The 15902-nt window shown below is 38.5% G+C and carries 15 protein-coding genes; 3 read left to right on the forward strand and 12 right to left on the reverse strand.

Annotated features, from left to right (window positions below; all coding sequences use genetic code 11):
• Nucleotides 1–8: 8 nt before the first annotated feature.
• Nucleotides 9–689, forward strand: coding sequence for a cyclase family protein (locus ACIQX2_RS15760; RefSeq protein ID WP_402852456.1), 681 nt, complete (start codon nt 9–11; stop codon nt 687–689).
• A gap of 124 nt (nt 690–813) precedes the next feature.
• On the opposite strand, the gene gltS is transcribed toward ACIQX2_RS15760, so the two are convergent.
• Together gltS and hutG are read right to left on the reverse strand one after the other, a co-directional pair.
• Nucleotides 814–1998 carry a sodium/glutamate symporter gene (gltS, locus tag ACIQX2_RS15765; RefSeq protein WP_402852459.1) on the reverse strand — a complete coding sequence of 395 codons (1185 nt, stop codon included), beginning with the start codon at nt 1996–1998 and terminating at the stop codon, nt 814–816.
• 10 nt (nt 1999–2008) lie between these two features.
• The gene (gene hutG / locus ACIQX2_RS15770; RefSeq protein ID WP_402852462.1) at nt 2009–2938 is read right to left on the reverse strand and encodes a formimidoylglutamase; all 930 of its coding nucleotides are present in this window, start codon (nt 2936–2938) and stop codon (nt 2009–2011) included.
• A 117-nt stretch (nt 2939–3055) separates the two neighbouring features.
• Here hutG and ACIQX2_RS15775 point away from each other — a divergent pair, with 117 nt between their 5' ends.
• Nucleotides 3056–3934 carry a LysR family transcriptional regulator gene (locus tag ACIQX2_RS15775; protein ID WP_402852464.1) on the forward strand — a complete coding sequence of 293 codons (879 nt, stop codon included), beginning with the start codon at nt 3056–3058 and terminating at the stop codon, nt 3932–3934.
• A gap of 79 nt (nt 3935–4013) precedes the next feature.
• Here ACIQX2_RS15775 and ACIQX2_RS15780 read toward each other — a convergent pair whose 3' ends face one another.
• The gene (locus tag ACIQX2_RS15780; protein WP_402852466.1) at nt 4014–4718 is read right to left on the reverse strand and encodes a DUF421 domain-containing protein; all 705 of its coding nucleotides are present in this window, start codon (nt 4716–4718) and stop codon (nt 4014–4016) included.
• A gap of 150 nt (nt 4719–4868) precedes the next feature.
• Between ACIQX2_RS15780 and ACIQX2_RS15785 the strand changes: the two genes are divergently transcribed.
• Nucleotides 4869–5273 (forward strand): pyrimidine dimer DNA glycosylase/endonuclease V, encoded by a 405-nt coding sequence (locus ACIQX2_RS15785; protein WP_402852469.1) that lies wholly within the window; start codon nt 4869–4871, stop codon nt 5271–5273.
• Nucleotides 5274–5725: 452 nt separating this feature from the next.
• Here the strand turns inward: ACIQX2_RS15785 and splB are convergent, their stop codons facing one another.
• The 9 genes from splB to ACIQX2_RS15830 form a co-directional block, all read right to left on the reverse strand.
• A complete protein-coding gene (splB, locus tag ACIQX2_RS15790; RefSeq protein ID WP_402852471.1) occupies nt 5726–6754 on the reverse strand; it encodes a spore photoproduct lyase in 1029 nt (342 codons plus the stop codon).
• A 1249-nt stretch (nt 6755–8003) separates the two neighbouring features.
• The gene (locus tag ACIQX2_RS15795) at nt 8004–8735 is read right to left on the reverse strand and encodes an MBL fold metallo-hydrolase (protein ID WP_402852473.1); all 732 of its coding nucleotides are present in this window, start codon (nt 8733–8735) and stop codon (nt 8004–8006) included.
• A 30-nt stretch (nt 8736–8765) separates the two neighbouring features.
• Nucleotides 8766–9440: an ankyrin repeat domain-containing protein gene (locus ACIQX2_RS15800; RefSeq protein WP_402852475.1), complete on the reverse strand. Its 675-nt coding sequence runs from the start codon at nt 9438–9440 to the stop codon at nt 8766–8768.
• Between the two features lie 128 nt (nt 9441–9568).
• Nucleotides 9569–10726, reverse strand: a complete 1158-nt coding sequence (locus ACIQX2_RS15805) for a TerD family protein (RefSeq protein ID WP_402852478.1) — start codon at nt 10724–10726, stop codon at nt 9569–9571.
• A gap of 378 nt (nt 10727–11104) precedes the next feature.
• Nucleotides 11105–12028 (reverse strand): NAD(P)-binding domain-containing protein, encoded by a 924-nt coding sequence (locus tag ACIQX2_RS15810; protein WP_402852481.1) that lies wholly within the window; start codon nt 12026–12028, stop codon nt 11105–11107.
• 64 nt (nt 12029–12092) lie between these two features.
• Complete coding sequence (locus tag ACIQX2_RS15815) at nt 12093–13601, reverse strand: tripartite tricarboxylate transporter permease (protein WP_402852484.1); 1509 nt, start codon at nt 13599–13601, stop codon at nt 12093–12095.
• A gap of 9 nt (nt 13602–13610) precedes the next feature.
• Entirely contained in the window at nt 13611–14060 is a 450-nt protein-coding gene (locus tag ACIQX2_RS15820) for a tripartite tricarboxylate transporter TctB family protein (RefSeq protein WP_402852487.1), read from the reverse strand.
• A 74-nt stretch (nt 14061–14134) separates the two neighbouring features.
• Nucleotides 14135–15178, reverse strand: a complete 1044-nt coding sequence (locus tag ACIQX2_RS15825) for a tripartite tricarboxylate transporter substrate binding protein (RefSeq protein WP_402852490.1) — start codon at nt 15176–15178, stop codon at nt 14135–14137.
• Between the two features lie 48 nt (nt 15179–15226).
• A complete protein-coding gene (locus ACIQX2_RS15830) occupies nt 15227–15901 on the reverse strand; it encodes an RraA family protein (protein ID WP_402852492.1) in 675 nt (224 codons plus the stop codon).
• Nucleotide 15902 lies beyond the last annotated feature (1 nt).

Below are 15902 nucleotides of genomic sequence, written 5' to 3' on the forward strand. Positions count from 1 at the left end.
GAATTTTTATGAAACTAATTGATTTATCTTTAGAAATTTACGATGGACTTCGCTCTTATACTTCACATCCTCCAATAGCTATTGCAGAGGAATCTACTTTTGAAAACTCTGGACATCGTTATGTGGCTCCCTGTGAAGGTTTTGAATCTCGTATGCTGAAAATGTCCGATCATAGTGGCACGCATATTGATGCACCGTTACATTTTATGCGCGACGGTGAATCTACTGCTGAAATGGATCTATCTAAAGCTTACGGGGAAGCTGTACTATTAGATGTGTCCGATTTTAAAGATCCTTTTCAGGCGGTAACACGTGAAATGTTAAAAGAAGCTGAAAAACGGCAAGGTATTACTGTTCAACCTAATGATATTGTCCTCACTCGCACTCGTAAACTTCCATGGGGAGAAGGCTCATTTTATGAAGAGCATGCCTTTGCACCTTGTGCTGGTGATTGGCTCCTAGAAAAACAAGTAAAATGTGTGGGATTAGATTTGGCCAATATCGACATTCACGACAATATGATGCGTGAAGTACATTTAAAGCTATTAAGTGTACCTATTTATATAGTAGAAAACCTAGTCAATCTTCATCAGCTTCCTTTAAATGAACGCTTCACTTTCATGGCACTACCACTCAATCTAAAAAATGCAACGGCTTCACCTGTACGAGCTGTAGCGTTTATAAAGTAATATGTTCCCTATGTAGCTAACCAACATGACTGTTTCTTACATATTGTTAAAATAAAAAAGCGCAAACACTTGAATTTCAAGAGTCTGCGCTTTTTGAATTCTATTTTCTGTTAATGCCTTTAATCTATTTAAAAAGGTTAATAGTCGTAATTATAATTGGCATACCGAAAACGTCAATTAAGAACGCTCCTACAATCGGAACAATTAAGAACGCTTTACGTGAAGGACCAAATTTAGAAACAACAGCAGACATATTTGCCATTGCGTTTGGCGTCGCCCCAAGTCCATGACCTAGGAAACCCGACACCATAATTGCTGCATCGTAGTTTTTTCCGAGTAAACGGAAAAGCACGAACACCGCGAATAATACGATGAATACTACTTGAACTAATACGATGATAAATAACGGTAAGGCTAGGTTTGCGATTTCCCATAGTTTTATACTCATCAATGCCATTGATAGGAAGATACCTAGGGAAATATCGCCGATTAAATTGATTTCTTTCATGTTAATCAATTCTGGCTTAAAACGGTCTGCTATATTACGAACAATTACTGCTACGAACATGGCACCCACATAACCAGGTAATACAAATCCAGTCAAAGTAGAGAACCATTCGCCTGCGTATGTTCCAGCAGCCATACAGAAAGTGATTAAGAAAACTTGCATCATGAACGATTTCTCTGTAATCGGATGTTGTGACTTTTCAACATATGCTTCTGTTTCCTCAGAAGATGGCTTCAAGTCAAATTTGCGAATTAAATATTGAATTACTGGACCCCCAACTAATCCACCGGCTACTAGTCCACAGGTAGCTGCAGCCATTCCTATTGATACTGCAGAAGGGACACCTAAGCCTTCAATTGTCTCACCAAAAGCGGCAGCTGCACCATGTCCCCCTTCCATGGAAACAGCTCCAGCCATCACCCCGATTAAAGGATGAAGATCCATCACTTTTGCTAAAGAAACACCTATTACATTTTGCATTAAAGCTAAGAATCCACATGCTAGCCAATAGATTACTAACAATTTTCCACCTAACTTAACAAGTTTGAAACTAGCTCCGAGCCCAATAGTTGTAAAGAATGTGATCATGAAAATGGATTGTAGTGATGTGTCTAATGTAATTTCGAATATGCCAAAACCTTTTGAAACCGTTACCAAAATAGCGAATAGTAAACCACCTACAACAGGAGCTGGAATACAAAAACGATTTAAAAAACCTACCCTTTTAACTAAAAAGGACCCTACTAAAAATAATGTTACTGCTAGACATAGTGTTGTAATTTGATTTAACTCCATATACATCCCCCTTTGCTTATTTAAAACTATTCATAATTACTTCATTAATAAAGTAAGCCCCTAACTTTGCTGTTTGATTGTTTATATCAAGTGACGGGTTAACCTCACAGATGCTGAAACTTACTGTATTTTTATGCGAGACCATCTGACGTAAAATATCGCGAACCTTTAAAGCGGATAAACCAAACGGCGATGGTGCACTGACGCCTGGAGCCTCTGAGGCATTTAAGACATCCATACATAAAGTAACCAGCACTACATCATGTGCATCCATGAAATCATTTAAATCTTTGGTGAACTGAGAAGAATCCAATTGTTCATCTAAAAAGTACTGCACATTATAGTGATCAGCTGTATCGAATAACGCCGTCGTGTTGCCATATTGTTGGATGCCACATACGAAATAGTGTGCGTTTGGATCCTCGTCTAAAATTTGCTTAAACATGGTGCCAGAAGAGGTTTGTTTGTCATAAGAACGCATATCAAAGTGCGCATCGATATTAAGTAAACCTATGGAAGCATCTGGACCTGCTGCTTTACGCACCCCTAAATATTGTCCGTATAACGTTTCATGTCCACCACCAAGTATGATAGCCCTTCCATTTGTTAAGATATCAGAAACTTTATCTCCCAGTTCCTGTTGTGCTTGCTCTAACTCATGGCCTTCACATACGACATCCCCAAAGTCGATAAGCGAATCTACATGAACTTGATTGCGCCAAGGCAATGATGATAACTGCTTGCGTAACTCAAGCGGAGCATCCTTTGCACCAACACGCCCATTGTTACGTCGGACACCTTCATCGCAAGAAAAACCTATTAATCCAACTATTCCTTGCTTTGCCGTGGGTTCCGTTTGAACAATTTGGTGATAACGAAAGTAAGTCGTATCCGTCTCATGATCAATGCGACCTTGCCAAATACTCGAATCAGTTTTTATATACAATATGTTCGACTCCTTATAAACTGAAAATTCATATTTCCATTATATTTATTTTCATTTATAATAACAAATACTATTTTTTTATATTATAATAGTTAAAAACTATAAATGAGGTGTAGCATGGATTTACGGAGGATGTATTACTTCAATGCAACGGTAAAATATCGAAGTTTCTCAAGGGCTGCAAAAGCCTTACATATATCACAGCCTTCACTAAGCAATGCGATAAAAACTCTCGAAATAGAAATTAATGCACCACTTATAGAGCGTACAACTAAACAATTTCAATTAACGGAACTAGGACAGCAATTCTATGAACGTTCGAAAAGTTTACTTGCTCAATTTGAAGTAATGGATACTGAGTTGAAAGAGTTAGCAAAAGGCGAACAGTTAGAAATTCGATTAGGTATGATTGAGTCAGCTAATTACTGGTTTTCACAAGTAATTACTGCATACAAAAAACAATACCCACATAACCAGATTACATTAATGGACACACTGTACAATCAAACCGTCCGTCAAGCACTATTAGATTTAAATGTGCACGCTGTTATTACGAATCAACATATTATAGATCTTGAAATAAAAAGTGAATTATTATATACCGAACCGTATTTCGTGTTAATCAAAAGAGATCACCCTTTCGCTACGAAGGAGAAAATATCGCTAGTAGACTTTGCAGAAGAATCCTTAATAATAGGTATGCCAGAATTTCAAACGAGCGCACAAATATTAAAAGCGTTTGAACAGGAAAATGTCACACCGCATATTCAATATAAAATAGAAAGATTTGAAATGATAAAAGTATTAGTAGATGAAGGACTAGGAATTGCCATCCTACCTGAACAATATGTCACACATCATTTATCAGATCGCCTACTAGCACGCCGAGTACACAGTCAGTTTCTCAATCGGAATGTATACTTAAGTACCATGAAAGACCGCACATTTCCAGAGAGCATACTAAAGCTATTTGAACTCATAAAGACAATGCACTGAATGGAAACAGAAAAAAACAAACGCGTCAGGGAATCCCTGTGGACGTTTGTTTTTTTAAAATGAAATCGGAACAAATTATTCACTTATACAAGAAAACCTTTAAATTTTCTTTCTTATCAATGGTAGCAAGCAAAACGTTTTTTATTTCGGTCTGGTACTGCATTTTTAAGTTAGAAACTACCCATTCCTCATCCCTATTAATTTGCTTTAACTCCTTTAATTCAATTTTTCCATCCTTGATGATTAGCTTCGGCAAATCAAATGGCTCAGTTGCCAATTGGTAGTTAGCAGGAGTAAGTGCATTATATTGTGGATCTAAGAATACGGAAATTTTTCCGTCTGCCTCCCAGATGGCCAATGCCACTTTCTTTACATCCTCAACTTTTTCCTCCCGTAGCTCTTCTAATAAAATATCTATAGATATTCTCGCTTTTTTAAGTCCTTTATAAATTATTTCTCCATCCTTTACTAGGTTAATTGGCGGAGCGGTAATTAACCTTCTAAACCAAGGCCATTTAAGAATTAAATATACACCGCCAAGATATAAGGAAACTAGTACAATTGTTGAAATAACAGAACCTTTTAGTCCAAGATTCTCATCAGACAATGGGTGTGCAATAATATTGCCAATAACTAAAGCTATAACAAAATCTAGGAGTCTTAATTGGGAGATGGCACGTTGACCCATAACTTTTGCAACAATCACTAAAAAGATAAATGCAACAACAGCCCGAAGAATCCACTCAATCGTAGTAAGTGTTTCCTGGCTTTGAAAAAAATCCATTGGACACATCCTTTTCTCACAAAAACTACTACTTAGTTTGCACGGATGTCATTTTATTAATCATTGGTCGGTAGTATTATAAAAAAACGACTTAATGGTAGGAAGCAAACATTAATACCTGCAATTGCCGTACAATAGGTGGACAAGGAGATGATTTATTTGCGTTTATGGCATCAAAGTATACTAGTCGTTTTACCGAAATCTCAGCTATTAGCACAATGGCGTGAGTTAAATAGTATTTTTGCAAAGGAAGACCGACATATTTTGATAAACTATATTTACGACTATCCAAAAGATGATTTGTTTGCCTATACTCAGCTGGTCCTGCAGGAAATGCGTGCACGTAGTATTAATATTCGCACGGTAGACAAAATGGAGCGGTATTTCGCAGAGGGACCATTTGAGAATGTGCCACATCCATTCGCTCGTCACCATAACGATGAATATTTCGAAATCTGTTACTTTAATCTAAAGGAAAAATTTATGCGTGGACAGAAGGATTTTGACAAGGAGCGCTATGAAGCTTTAAGGAAGATGTATGAAGCGCTGGAGTGATTTGTTCGCTCCTTGCGCCAGGTACAGTGCTTCGAATCGCAAGCTACTTAGCTGAAATCGCAAGACCGACTTGGTGAATCGCAATATACTTCGAAGGAATCGCAAGGTCAGGATCGCAAATCGCAAGATGAATTGCGTTCTGGGGCGAATCGCAAATGAAGTACTACGAATCGAAAGACCGACATCGAGAATCGCAATATACTTCGCTGGAATCGCAAGTTCAGGTCCACAAATCGCAAGTCGAATCGGGTTTTCGTGCAAATCGCAAATTAAGTCCTTCGAATCGCAAGACCGTCATCGAGAATCGCAAGGTACTTCGCTGGAATCGCAAGGTCAGGACCGCAAATCGCAAGATGAATAATTTGGTGTCCCTGTGCAGCAGCCCCCTATTCCATCCATTGAAAAAACGTAAAGCCCCACTTTCCATGGGACCTTACGTTTTTTATATTCACTCAAGTAAAATATTCTAGCTTCGCATTCGGAAAGTACTTTTCCATATAGCTATATAGGTGAGATTTTATTTCATCTTCTTCGTCCTTTTGATAAATATACTTACCAATTCCGTACTTGCCCCATTTATAGCGTCTTTCTTCTTCATTTAACTCCAGTTTTGACTTTGGGTAATTCTTTTCAATTACTTTTTTCGCAGGCTTTGTAAAGCGATGTTGAATGAATTCAAATGTAATATCGTCTCTTGCATCTTTTGGTAATTCCTCATCGAGTCGTTCAAACATATGGCGATAGCCTTCCTCCCAGCCTTCATGAAGGTAAATGGGAGCAACGATAAAGCCAAGCGGGTAACCAGCTCTTGCTACTTTCCCTGCTGCCTCGATTCTTTTATCTAAAGGTGAAGTGCCGGGTTCGAAATTTTTGATGACATAGTCAGCGTTTACGCTAAATCTGAATCGCGTATTACCATTGTGCTTAGCATCCAGTAAATGATCAACAAAATGGAATTTCGTCACAAAACGTAACCTACCCAGTTCTGTTTGACCAATATGTTCAATTGCTCTTTTTAATGAATGTGTCAAATGGTCAATTCCCACAATATCGGATGTACACGCCGCTTCAAACCGGGTAATCTCCGGTGCACGTTCTTCAATGTAGCGATCAGCCGCTTCGAAAATTTCCTCCACGTTTACGTAAGTTCGAATATACGGTTTGCTGCCCATCGTCGTTTGTAAATAACAATAATGACAATGCCCCATACACCCTGTCGCAAGAGGGATTGCATATTCCGCTGAAGGCTTAGACGTATCGAATTTCAACGTTTTTCGAATACCTACGACTAAGGTAGATTTTGCGATACGATATTTTTGAGCGTCCGTCTCACCCGGCAAATCCCGAATTTGGTTGTGCGAAGTCGTAAAGCGCGTTTCAATCCCCATTTTCTCGAACTTTTCCTTCAGTTCTTTTCCAAGCGGATAATCCAGTGCATTCGGTTCAAAATAAACAAGCTGTGGTACAAAGGGTTTATTCATAATGCGAGCTACCTAATCCATAATTATTATCCATTCGATCACCTTTCCCTTTTTTTATAGCTTGTCTTAAAAGGGAGAAATTATGAAAATGGACTTAACATCAGGTAAGTGTTCAAGACACTTTTCTTGAACAATGAAAGCAAAAAAAAAACAGAAAAGAAATATTACTTAACTGTTTTCCCCCTGGATAATTTAATTAAATATCACTATTATAAATCAGAACATTCATTCTTCTTATGGTATAATAAACACACAATTGCATAGCAGGGTGGGCGGTTGGTCACTTCCTTTCAAGGAGGTGATGCCATGACCACATACGAAGTAATAAGTTTGTTAATACAGCTAAGTGCTGTAATCTTAGCAGCTTTTTCAATCGTTGTGACATTGATTATTTTCTTTGTAAAAAAGAAATAACCGTCCCCCACTGGTAAGGTATGGACGATTATTTCTAGACCGGACCAACCGCTCTTTCTGCGGTTTGCAGTTGTAGGACTGGATATTAGCGTATCCAGTCTTTTTATTGTATGATTCTATTTTCATTATATACAGAAACTTTGTTGTATTCAACATAAACGCAACGTATCTAGGAAAAGCACCGGATAATGGTTGTCTTAACTACCGCTAGAAAATGAAACTCATGACAACTACTGCTAGACTAATAGAAACTGCGATTCTTTAAATTAAAACGAAAGCAGGTGAAGCTATGAATGTTTTTCTATCAATCACGCTCCTCATCTCACTAACCATAACTGTATTCATAACAATTAAAGGATTAAAAGCAAAGACGAGCGAGAACATGATACTATATCAATCCATGCCGATATTCTTTTTATACAACTTTTTATTAATAGTAATACCACTATTTTTCAAGTTGTTTCCGGAGCCAGAAGTAGATAATACCAGTTACATTGTGGCTCTTTTATTTCCTGGGTTTAATTCACATTATGCCGGTCTCTTATTCTTTTTACTTTTTCCGACCTTCTTAATTCTTTTATTTTCTATGACGATTTTAGGTGTTAAAGGAATAGCCCAGTGGAAGGCCAAAAAAGACAAACTACTACTTGCAATTTCTATCGTTTCCACATTAAGCTTCGTAGCTATACCTTTTACGATCATCCTATATCCATTTATCACGATTTACATCGTGTGTATTAAACTGGTTAGAAGGCAGAACCAAAAAACCAGCCCTATTTAGGTGCAAAAAAGCTGATTGAACAAATAGCTCTAAGAGCATTCATTCGATCAGCTTTTATAATTCTATTAGCATTCCTGTCTCTGCTAACTCAATACTTTCATTGCCCTGTTTTTTTGCACTAACTACTAAATCGTTTAAATCACCGAAGTGTGGAAGATGTGTTAATAACACTCTTTTCGCTTTTGATTGATACGCTAATATTCCTGCATGCTCCGACGTCATATGTCCCGAACCTGCTCCGTCCATTCCTTCGTACAAACTACATTCCGTAATGAGCAAATCGCTATCAGCTGCAAATGAAACTAAATCTTCTGTAAAGCTAGAATCCGACGTAAACACAATGCTTTTTCCGGCACATTCAATTTTTATGCTATACGTTACTACTGGATGAATATTCTTCATAAATGTACAGGTGAATGGTCCGATTTCCAACTGACTCTTTTCGTTAAATGAAATAAATCGGGAGTAAGCAACAGCCTCCACCTGCTTTTGCATCCCCTCGTCTGCTGGACCATAAACAGATAATTCTTCGGTTGTTCTACTTAACTGTGTATTCACCAATCTTGAGAATAAATACGCTCCAATATCACTGAAATGATCATAATGATAATGTGTAAGAACGACATGATTTATATCATTTAAATCGATATAATTTTGTAATTCTGATAAGACACCACTCCCACAATCCATTAATAACGAAAAACCCTCATGTGTTAATAAATAGCCCGAACAAGGACCATTCTTTTTAGGAAACCCTCCCCACATACCAATCACTCTACATTCCATACACGTTACACCTTCTATCTTTTGTGTGCATTATTTTGCTCCAGCTTCCAACAAAATTGCTTCAATCTCTTTAAATCCTTTTTCCTTAGCATGCGCTAGCGGCGTGACGCCATCCTTATCCGCAATATTTACATCTGCACCGTGCTCGATTAATAAACGAATCGTTTGCTGCTGTTTTTCCGAACCATCGTTTAAAATAATTGCTTCAAGTAAAGCAGTCCACCCTAAATTGTTTATATGATTGACGTCCGTCTTTGTATTGGTCAAAAGCTCTTCGACTATCTCTACATATCCATGCTCCGAGGCTGGGATAATCGCAACACCGCCGTAACGATTCGTAATGGTTGGGTCAGCTCCAGCTGCAATCAATAGCTTCAAGATGTCCATATATCCTTCTGCCCCAGCATACAAAAACGGATTATTTAGCATATCATCCTGAATATCCACATTAGCCCCAGCATCGACTAAGAGATTAACCATTTCTGCATCATTCGCATATGTAGCAATCATGATTGCTGTTCTACCCTGTTCATCCTGTGCATTTATATCGACACTTTCCTCCAGTAACCCTCTAACTGCATCAAGATCTTTTGCTTCCACTGCCTCAAACAAATGCTTATTCATCGTCTCATCCTCTCCTCCATTCATAGCTATACAGCCTTGGAGGATAATAATGATTCCGACTAATAAAAGAAGTTTTTTCATAGTATCCTCCTGTTCTTCCTATTATCATATTACTCTTCTATAATGCACACAATAATCTAATAAAGGATCACCTAAAATGTGAACAGTAAAAAACTTTTATTATTTATAAATCAATCGATGTTCCTTATTTATTTAAACTCTACTACTCCACGATCCATCTCAAATAAACCATCAACATATAGCTCTGGTGAGCGTTCAGAACCAGATTTTGAATACCTTTCGACATGACTAACATTAATATTATCAGCATCTGTAAAATCAATATGCGCAATCGCTACCCAATAAGCAAAATGGTTTTTCTCATATAATGGGCTAGTGATCCGTTGACCCAGTTGGTTATCCACAACAGCTTGCGCCTTCATACTTTTAAAACTTCCAAAGCCGTTGCTAATTGCACTATAAGCCGCAAACAATACATATTTCAATTTGGAAGGATCGTGAATAACAATCGTTTCTTTCCCCGCCACTCGACTATCACCATCGAGCGTAATAAATGGCTCACGATTCGCATTCCCCATAGAACGATAGTACACTTTTCCAGTATCCCCGTTCTTCAATACATAAAAGCAATACAAATCTAAATCCTTTTTTGGATTCGCCCACTCCAAAGTCGCTACAATTTTATTCGACTTAGCAATTGATATGGATTCTTTTTTCTTAAGATTTATATTCATCTTCTCTAGGTTTGGCTTAGCTTTAATCGGCTCTTCTTTCGGAGGAGGAGCAGGCTCATTTTGTTTACTACCCGCGCTTTCTTCAATCTCTAAACCATAATTTAGACATAATGCCTCCAATCCTCCATTAAATCCGCTACCGATTACACTAAATTTCCACTGTCCTTGATGCCTATACAGCTCACCAACAACTATCGCTGTTTCCTGCTGTAAGTCATCACCAAACGAATAAGTGTATAAAACATTTCCTGTTACAGCGTCTTTTATAAGAAGCTCTAATTTGTCTATTTCTTGAAAACGCAAATTTTGAGCGTCCCCTTCATGAATAGTTAAGGCAATAGCTATTTTTTCAATTGTATCTGGCACTGCATTTAATTGAATAGTAATTGAACCATCTAAGGCTGTTTGTTTTGCATATGTAACTGATTTATCTGGACTTTGTGGTTGCCCATAAAAGATAAAATGTTCGTCTTTTGCACAGCGATTCCCTGCCTGCAATAGGAAGGAAGAAATATCTAACTCCATTTGTTTTTTCGGTGTTGACCATCGTACAAAGCATTCGAGCTGAGTTATATTTTCTAATTTAACCTTCTGTCCACGTTGTATTTGCATGAAAACACCCCTTTGGATTAGTACCTATATTATACAAAACTTGTTATGTTTTTTCTTTACTTTCCGAAATCACAATAAGACAGCTTTCACTCTAGCGTCCCGGTGTCAGACTCAATTGTTCCTCAAATTGTGGCTGACACCGGGATGCGGGTTAACACTCACTTTCAAATAACTTCTGCTTTGATTTGCGTTGTGACTGTTCCTTTTCCTTCACTAAGGAATTCAAATTTTTAGGTAGGCATTCTCCATTCGCAGCTGCTCGACTTCTTCTTAGAGTGATTCCATTGCGTTTGCTGGAGTTGCAAAGGTTTGATTGTCCTATTCGTAAAAAGCAAATAAAGAAAGAGGCAACCTCGACGTCATCGAGATTGCCTCTTTTTATGATTTATTAAACTCAATTAATCTTTCCTTGTTAAGATATGCATCAAGGATTTCCCCAATATCTTTTGTTTGCACCAGATTATCTTCAAATTGTTTATTCACAGAGTTCTTGAAGAAAGCTAATACTCCTTCTGTAACGGCAGGCTCTAAGTTCGCATCCGTAATTATTTTTATACAATCGCTAACTTCCTTCATTCGTCTTTTTTTATGAACCATGTGGGTTTTCATTAAAACGCTGCTGAAAGTAGTAAAGTCATTGTTATCAAGTGTTTTAGAAATGCTTTCCAACACTTCTTTATCAACTCCGTAATTTCTGGCAGTAATCATCGTTTCTAAAGCCAGGGCTTCTAAACCCTTCATGAATATGCTTCTAAGCAGTTTAATGCTTGCTGATGCTCCGTTAGGCAGTTCGACTACCTGGCAGTTGAAGCCAAGCGCTGTTAGCTGCTTTTCTGTTTCAGTAGCATGATTTCCGGATAATAATAATGGCACTTTATTCTTTTCAGTTGCCACGGTCCCCATAATTGCAGCATCCACATACAAACCCTTTTTGGCCTGTATCACTTGTTCGCTCACTTGTTTATCCTGAGGAGTACTTGTTGTAAAATCTATAAAGATTTTTTGATCGTCCAGTTCATTGGAATATTCCTTTGCAACGTGGATGGATGCTGAACTGCTGACTAACGATAGAACAATATCACATGTAAGGGCTAGCTGATCTATTCGCTGGACGGGTTTTGCACCAATCTCAATAATTTTTTCTTCAATAGCTGTTTCTTTCTTTTCCAGTAAAATATCATACACGAATACGTTCACACCAGGATTGTTTTCCAACAGACCATTTGCAAATACTTGCCCTACTTCGCCAAACCCGATGATCCCGATATTTTTTTTAATGGTAGAGCCTACATTTTCCTTCATATTTTCACCGCTTTTCTTAGAAATAATTCTTAATCAATGTTTGTTTTAAATTCAACACTAATTCTTACATTTCCACATCTTCATTCACTAAACGCTTGTTCTTTAAAGAAGAAATAAGGCTTATTATGATAGCTATTATAGAAATAACCAATATGGTTCCAGAAATTGGTCGCGTAAAGAAACTTAATAACGAGCCTTCAAAAATTGTCAATGACTGGATTAAATTCTTTTCTAACAGTTCACCTAATACAAATGCCAGTATGATAGGTGCTAATGGAATTTCCGCCTTTTTAAAAAGGTAGCCCAGAATACCGAAAACAAGCATGGCCCCGACATCAAACAAACTATTATTTAGGCTATATGTCCCTACAATGATGATGATTACAATAATTGGATATAACAGTCGATAAGGAATCATCGTAATCTTGGCCCAAACATTTGCCAGTGGCAAGTTTAGTATTAATAATATGGCATTGCCGACTAGCATACTGGCAATTACTGTCCATACAAATTCAGGTTCTTTTTCAAACAATTGAGGCCCTGGGGTTAATCCGTGCATAATGAACGCCCCCAGCAATACGGCAATTGTAGGTGAGCTTGGTATACCCAGAGTAAATAAAGGGATTAATGCTCCACCACTATAAGAGTTGTTTGCAGTTTCTGGTCCTGCCACCCCTTCTAATGCACCCTTGCCGAATCGAGACGGGTCTTTCGCAATCTTTTTTTCCATTGTATAACTTAAAATAGTGGGAATAACTGAGTTTGTCCCTGGTATTAAACCGATAAAAAACCCGAGTACGCTGCCTCTTCCAATAGAGTTCATGGTTGGTTTCCATTCAGACTTTTTTGGAAATAATCCATGGACTTTCGGCGGTTTCTCTGCTTTTGATCCTAAGGTTTTCTCAGCATTCAATAAAAGTTCAGATAACCCAAATAACCCCATCGCTACAGACACGAAGTCTATTCCACTCATTAAACTCGTATGGCCAAATGCAAAACGAATGACGCCTGTATTGAGATCAGTTCCAACAAATGAAAGAGCCAATCCAAAAAGAGCGGCGATGACTCCGGTAATCATTGACTTGCCCATCAACCCTATCAGCAGGGTCAGTCCCATAAAAACAAGCGCGAAAAATTCGGGAGGGCCAAAGTTCAGTGCCACCCTAGCCAAAGCTGGCCCTATCAGGACTAATCCAATTACTGAAACAATGCCCCCAATAAATGAACCGATTGCTGATACTCCCAGAGCAACGCCGGCACGCCCTTGTTTCGCCAATGGATAGCCATCAAAAGTTGTTATCAGCGATGCTGCCTCACCAGGTGTATTGATCAATACAGACGTTATTGTCCCACCGTACATAGCACCATAATATATTCCCGCTAGCATAATAATTGCCGGAATTGGATCTAAGGAAAATGTCAGCGGCAAAAGCAGGGCTGTACCTGCAGTCGGACCTAACCCGGGCAACACACCGATAAACATCCCGAAGCTTACACCTATTACGCAAAACAGCAGATTAGACCAAGTTAAAGCTTCGCCGAGACCTGATAATAAAAATTGTAGAGATTCCATAATTACCTCCTACCAGCCATAATCGTTTACAGGCAAAGGGATTCCTAATAAATTTCCGAACAATAAAAAGACAACAAGGCTTACAGTAGTTGCCAGCCCCAGACCCCAATACCATTTATATCCACGGCTAAACAACAAAAATAGCGTAATAATACTGCTAATTACAAATCCTGCAAACGGCACCAGAACCATAAAAAGAATTAGCGAGAAAATGGTCACTAGTACATTGATGGCTCCTTCCCCTTTGGGAAATACGTCTCGTATCAAAATGATTTCTTTTTTAAATGCAACAATCAAATAAATGATTGAAAATAGAAGCAATAGTCCGCTGGTCCAGACAGGAAGCAGTCCGGGTCCAGGACCAAACTGACTTTTATATGGAAGCTGCAATGAAAACCAAAAAACAACACCACTGAATATTAGAAAAAACAATGCTATGTACACTCCAAGTTTTTTCAAATAAAATCCCCCTACGAAATTTTCTTTAATTAAATATCCCAAGGATGGAGCCCCATCCTTGGGTTTCAATCAACTTACCATCCTAATAGATCATTGATCTCTTTAATCCCATTTTCTTCTTCTTTCAAGAACTCTAAATATTCTTCCGAGTTCTGATAATCAACTTGTAAACCTGTTTCTTGTACTTTCTTGATCTGTTCTTCATTGGCAATTGCTTTTTCGAAAGCATCACGTAAGACTTTCAACACTTCTTCATCTACACCTTTAGGAGCCGCATATCCTCGTGAAGAAGATGAGAAAACTCCATCGTATCCTTCTTCAGCTAAAGTAGGAACGTCCGGCAATAGTGTCGATCTTTCATTTGACATGACACCAAGCACTTTCAATTCTTTATCATTGTATAAAGTGGTTACATCCCCGACATTTGCAAATAAAACATCTACATGTCCGCCCAATACTGCTATTACACTCTCACCGGCACCGCCATTATGGACTGCATTAAATTTAGTGCCAAGATTTTTATTGAGTTTCAATGATGCAATATGGTCATCTCCAAGGGCACCGGTTGATGTCGTTGTCACTGAATTTTCTTTTGCGTATTCAATGACATCTTCAACACTGTTAAAGCGGTCATCGTCTTTGTTGACAGCGATAACTCCAGGATCCGTGATGTGGTTCGCAATCAGTTCAAAGCTCTCTAAACTTTCATCGCGCCCTGTTGTCGGATCTAGATATCCTGTCATCAAGTTCGGTGTATTAATAAGGGCAATCGTATTCCCATCGGGTTTAGAATTCAGCAGTTGCTCCCAACCGACCCAGCCGCCTGCACCCGGTTTATTTTCAACAACTACAGGTACACCTAATTCCTTTTCAACATATTGCATCAGCAATCTCGCCCCAAGATCCGAGCTACCCCCTGCTGAATAGGAAACAATAACCTTAATAGGGCCGTCTGGAAACTTAGAAGATTCCTTTGCTACTCCTTCAGAATTGGTACAGCCGGCTACGAATAAAAACAGACCTACAATCAAAATAATAAGCATTTTTTTGCCTTGATACTTTTTGAACATACACTCATCCCCTTTTACATGATTTTTGTAGACCTTTTCACTATACATACAAACGCCTGCAATGCCTTTAATTAAATTAACAAAATCCTATTAAACTTAGTTGAATACCGTCTTTTTGGAGATCAGGGCCTCATCAACCCATGTCCGGTCCCAGTTTAAACTTTCTATTTCTTTTTTGGTTTCTTCCTCTAACTGCAATTTTTTGCGTGAATGGATTAGCAGCTGTTCAGCGTCCGCGGGATTAATGACTACAATTCCATCCTGGTCGCCCACCAGGATGTCTCCCGGATTTACAACAGCGCCTCCGCAATTGACAGGGACATTTATTTCTCCAGGCCCATCTTTATAAGGTCCTCTCGGATTTACCCCCGCTGCGTATATTGGAATATCCAAGTGTTTCAAGGCTTCTACATCTCGTACAGCACCGTCTATTATAAAACCTCCTAAGTAGCGTTTTTGCGCATACAATGCCATCAATTCCCCAATAATAGCATTCGTTAAATCCCCTTGGGCATCAACCACCAATATATCGCCTGGTTCAGCTAAATCTAGCGCTTTATGAACCAACAAATTGTCTCCAGGTCGGGTCCGAATGGTAAAAGCTTGGCCAAGCAGCGGCTTATCGTTAAATGGTCTAATAGTGGAATTCATGCAAAACATTCGGTTCATATTATCGGCGATTACAGGGACTGGCAGATTTTCAAATTGAGAAATCAGCTCTTTCGCTGGTCTCTTTACTTTTGTATTTATTCGCATGCCTATATTCGTCATT

It is taken from the genome of Psychrobacillus sp. NPDC096623, assembly GCF_044762655.1.
In the GTDB taxonomy this organism is placed as follows: domain Bacteria; phylum Bacillota; class Bacilli; order Bacillales_A; family Planococcaceae; genus Psychrobacillus.

What these genes read in the sequence shown, in the direction of transcription:
- ACIQX2_RS15760 (WP_402852456.1), top strand. Translation starts at nt 9, where the DNA reads ATGAAACTAATTGATTTATCTTTAGAAATTTACGATGGACTTCGCTCT.
- gltS (WP_402852459.1), bottom strand. Translation starts at nt 1,998, where the DNA reads ATGTATATGGAGTTAAATCAAATTACAACACTATGTCTAGCAGTAACA.
- ACIQX2_RS15775 (WP_402852464.1), top strand. Translation starts at nt 3,056, where the DNA reads ATGGATTTACGGAGGATGTATTACTTCAATGCAACGGTAAAATATCGA.
- ACIQX2_RS15780 (WP_402852466.1), bottom strand. Translation starts at nt 4,718, where the DNA reads ATGGATTTTTTTCAAAGCCAGGAAACACTTACTACGATTGAGTGGATT.
- ACIQX2_RS15785 (WP_402852469.1), top strand. Translation starts at nt 4,869, where the DNA reads ATGATTTATTTGCGTTTATGGCATCAAAGTATACTAGTCGTTTTACCG.
- splB (WP_402852471.1), bottom strand. Translation starts at nt 6,754, where the DNA reads ATGAATAAACCCTTTGTACCACAGCTTGTTTATTTTGAACCGAATGCA.
- ACIQX2_RS15795 (WP_402852473.1), bottom strand. Translation starts at nt 8,735, where the DNA reads ATGGAATGTAGAGTGATTGGTATGTGGGGAGGGTTTCCTAAAAAGAAT.
- ACIQX2_RS15800 (WP_402852475.1), bottom strand. Translation starts at nt 9,440, where the DNA reads ATGAAAAAACTTCTTTTATTAGTCGGAATCATTATTATCCTCCAAGGC.
- ACIQX2_RS15805 (WP_402852478.1), bottom strand. Translation starts at nt 10,726, where the DNA reads ATGCAAATACAACGTGGACAGAAGGTTAAATTAGAAAATATAACTCAG.
- ACIQX2_RS15810 (WP_402852481.1), bottom strand. Translation starts at nt 12,028, where the DNA reads ATGAAGGAAAATGTAGGCTCTACCATTAAAAAAAATATCGGGATCATC.
- ACIQX2_RS15815 (WP_402852484.1), bottom strand. Translation starts at nt 13,601, where the DNA reads ATGGAATCTCTACAATTTTTATTATCAGGTCTCGGCGAAGCTTTAACT.
- ACIQX2_RS15825 (WP_402852490.1), bottom strand. Translation starts at nt 15,178, where the DNA reads ATGTATAGTGAAAAGGTCTACAAAAATCATGTAAAAGGGGATGAGTGT.
- ACIQX2_RS15830 (WP_402852492.1), bottom strand. Translation starts at nt 15,901, where the DNA reads ATGACGAATATAGGCATGCGAATAAATACAAAAGTAAAGAGACCAGCG.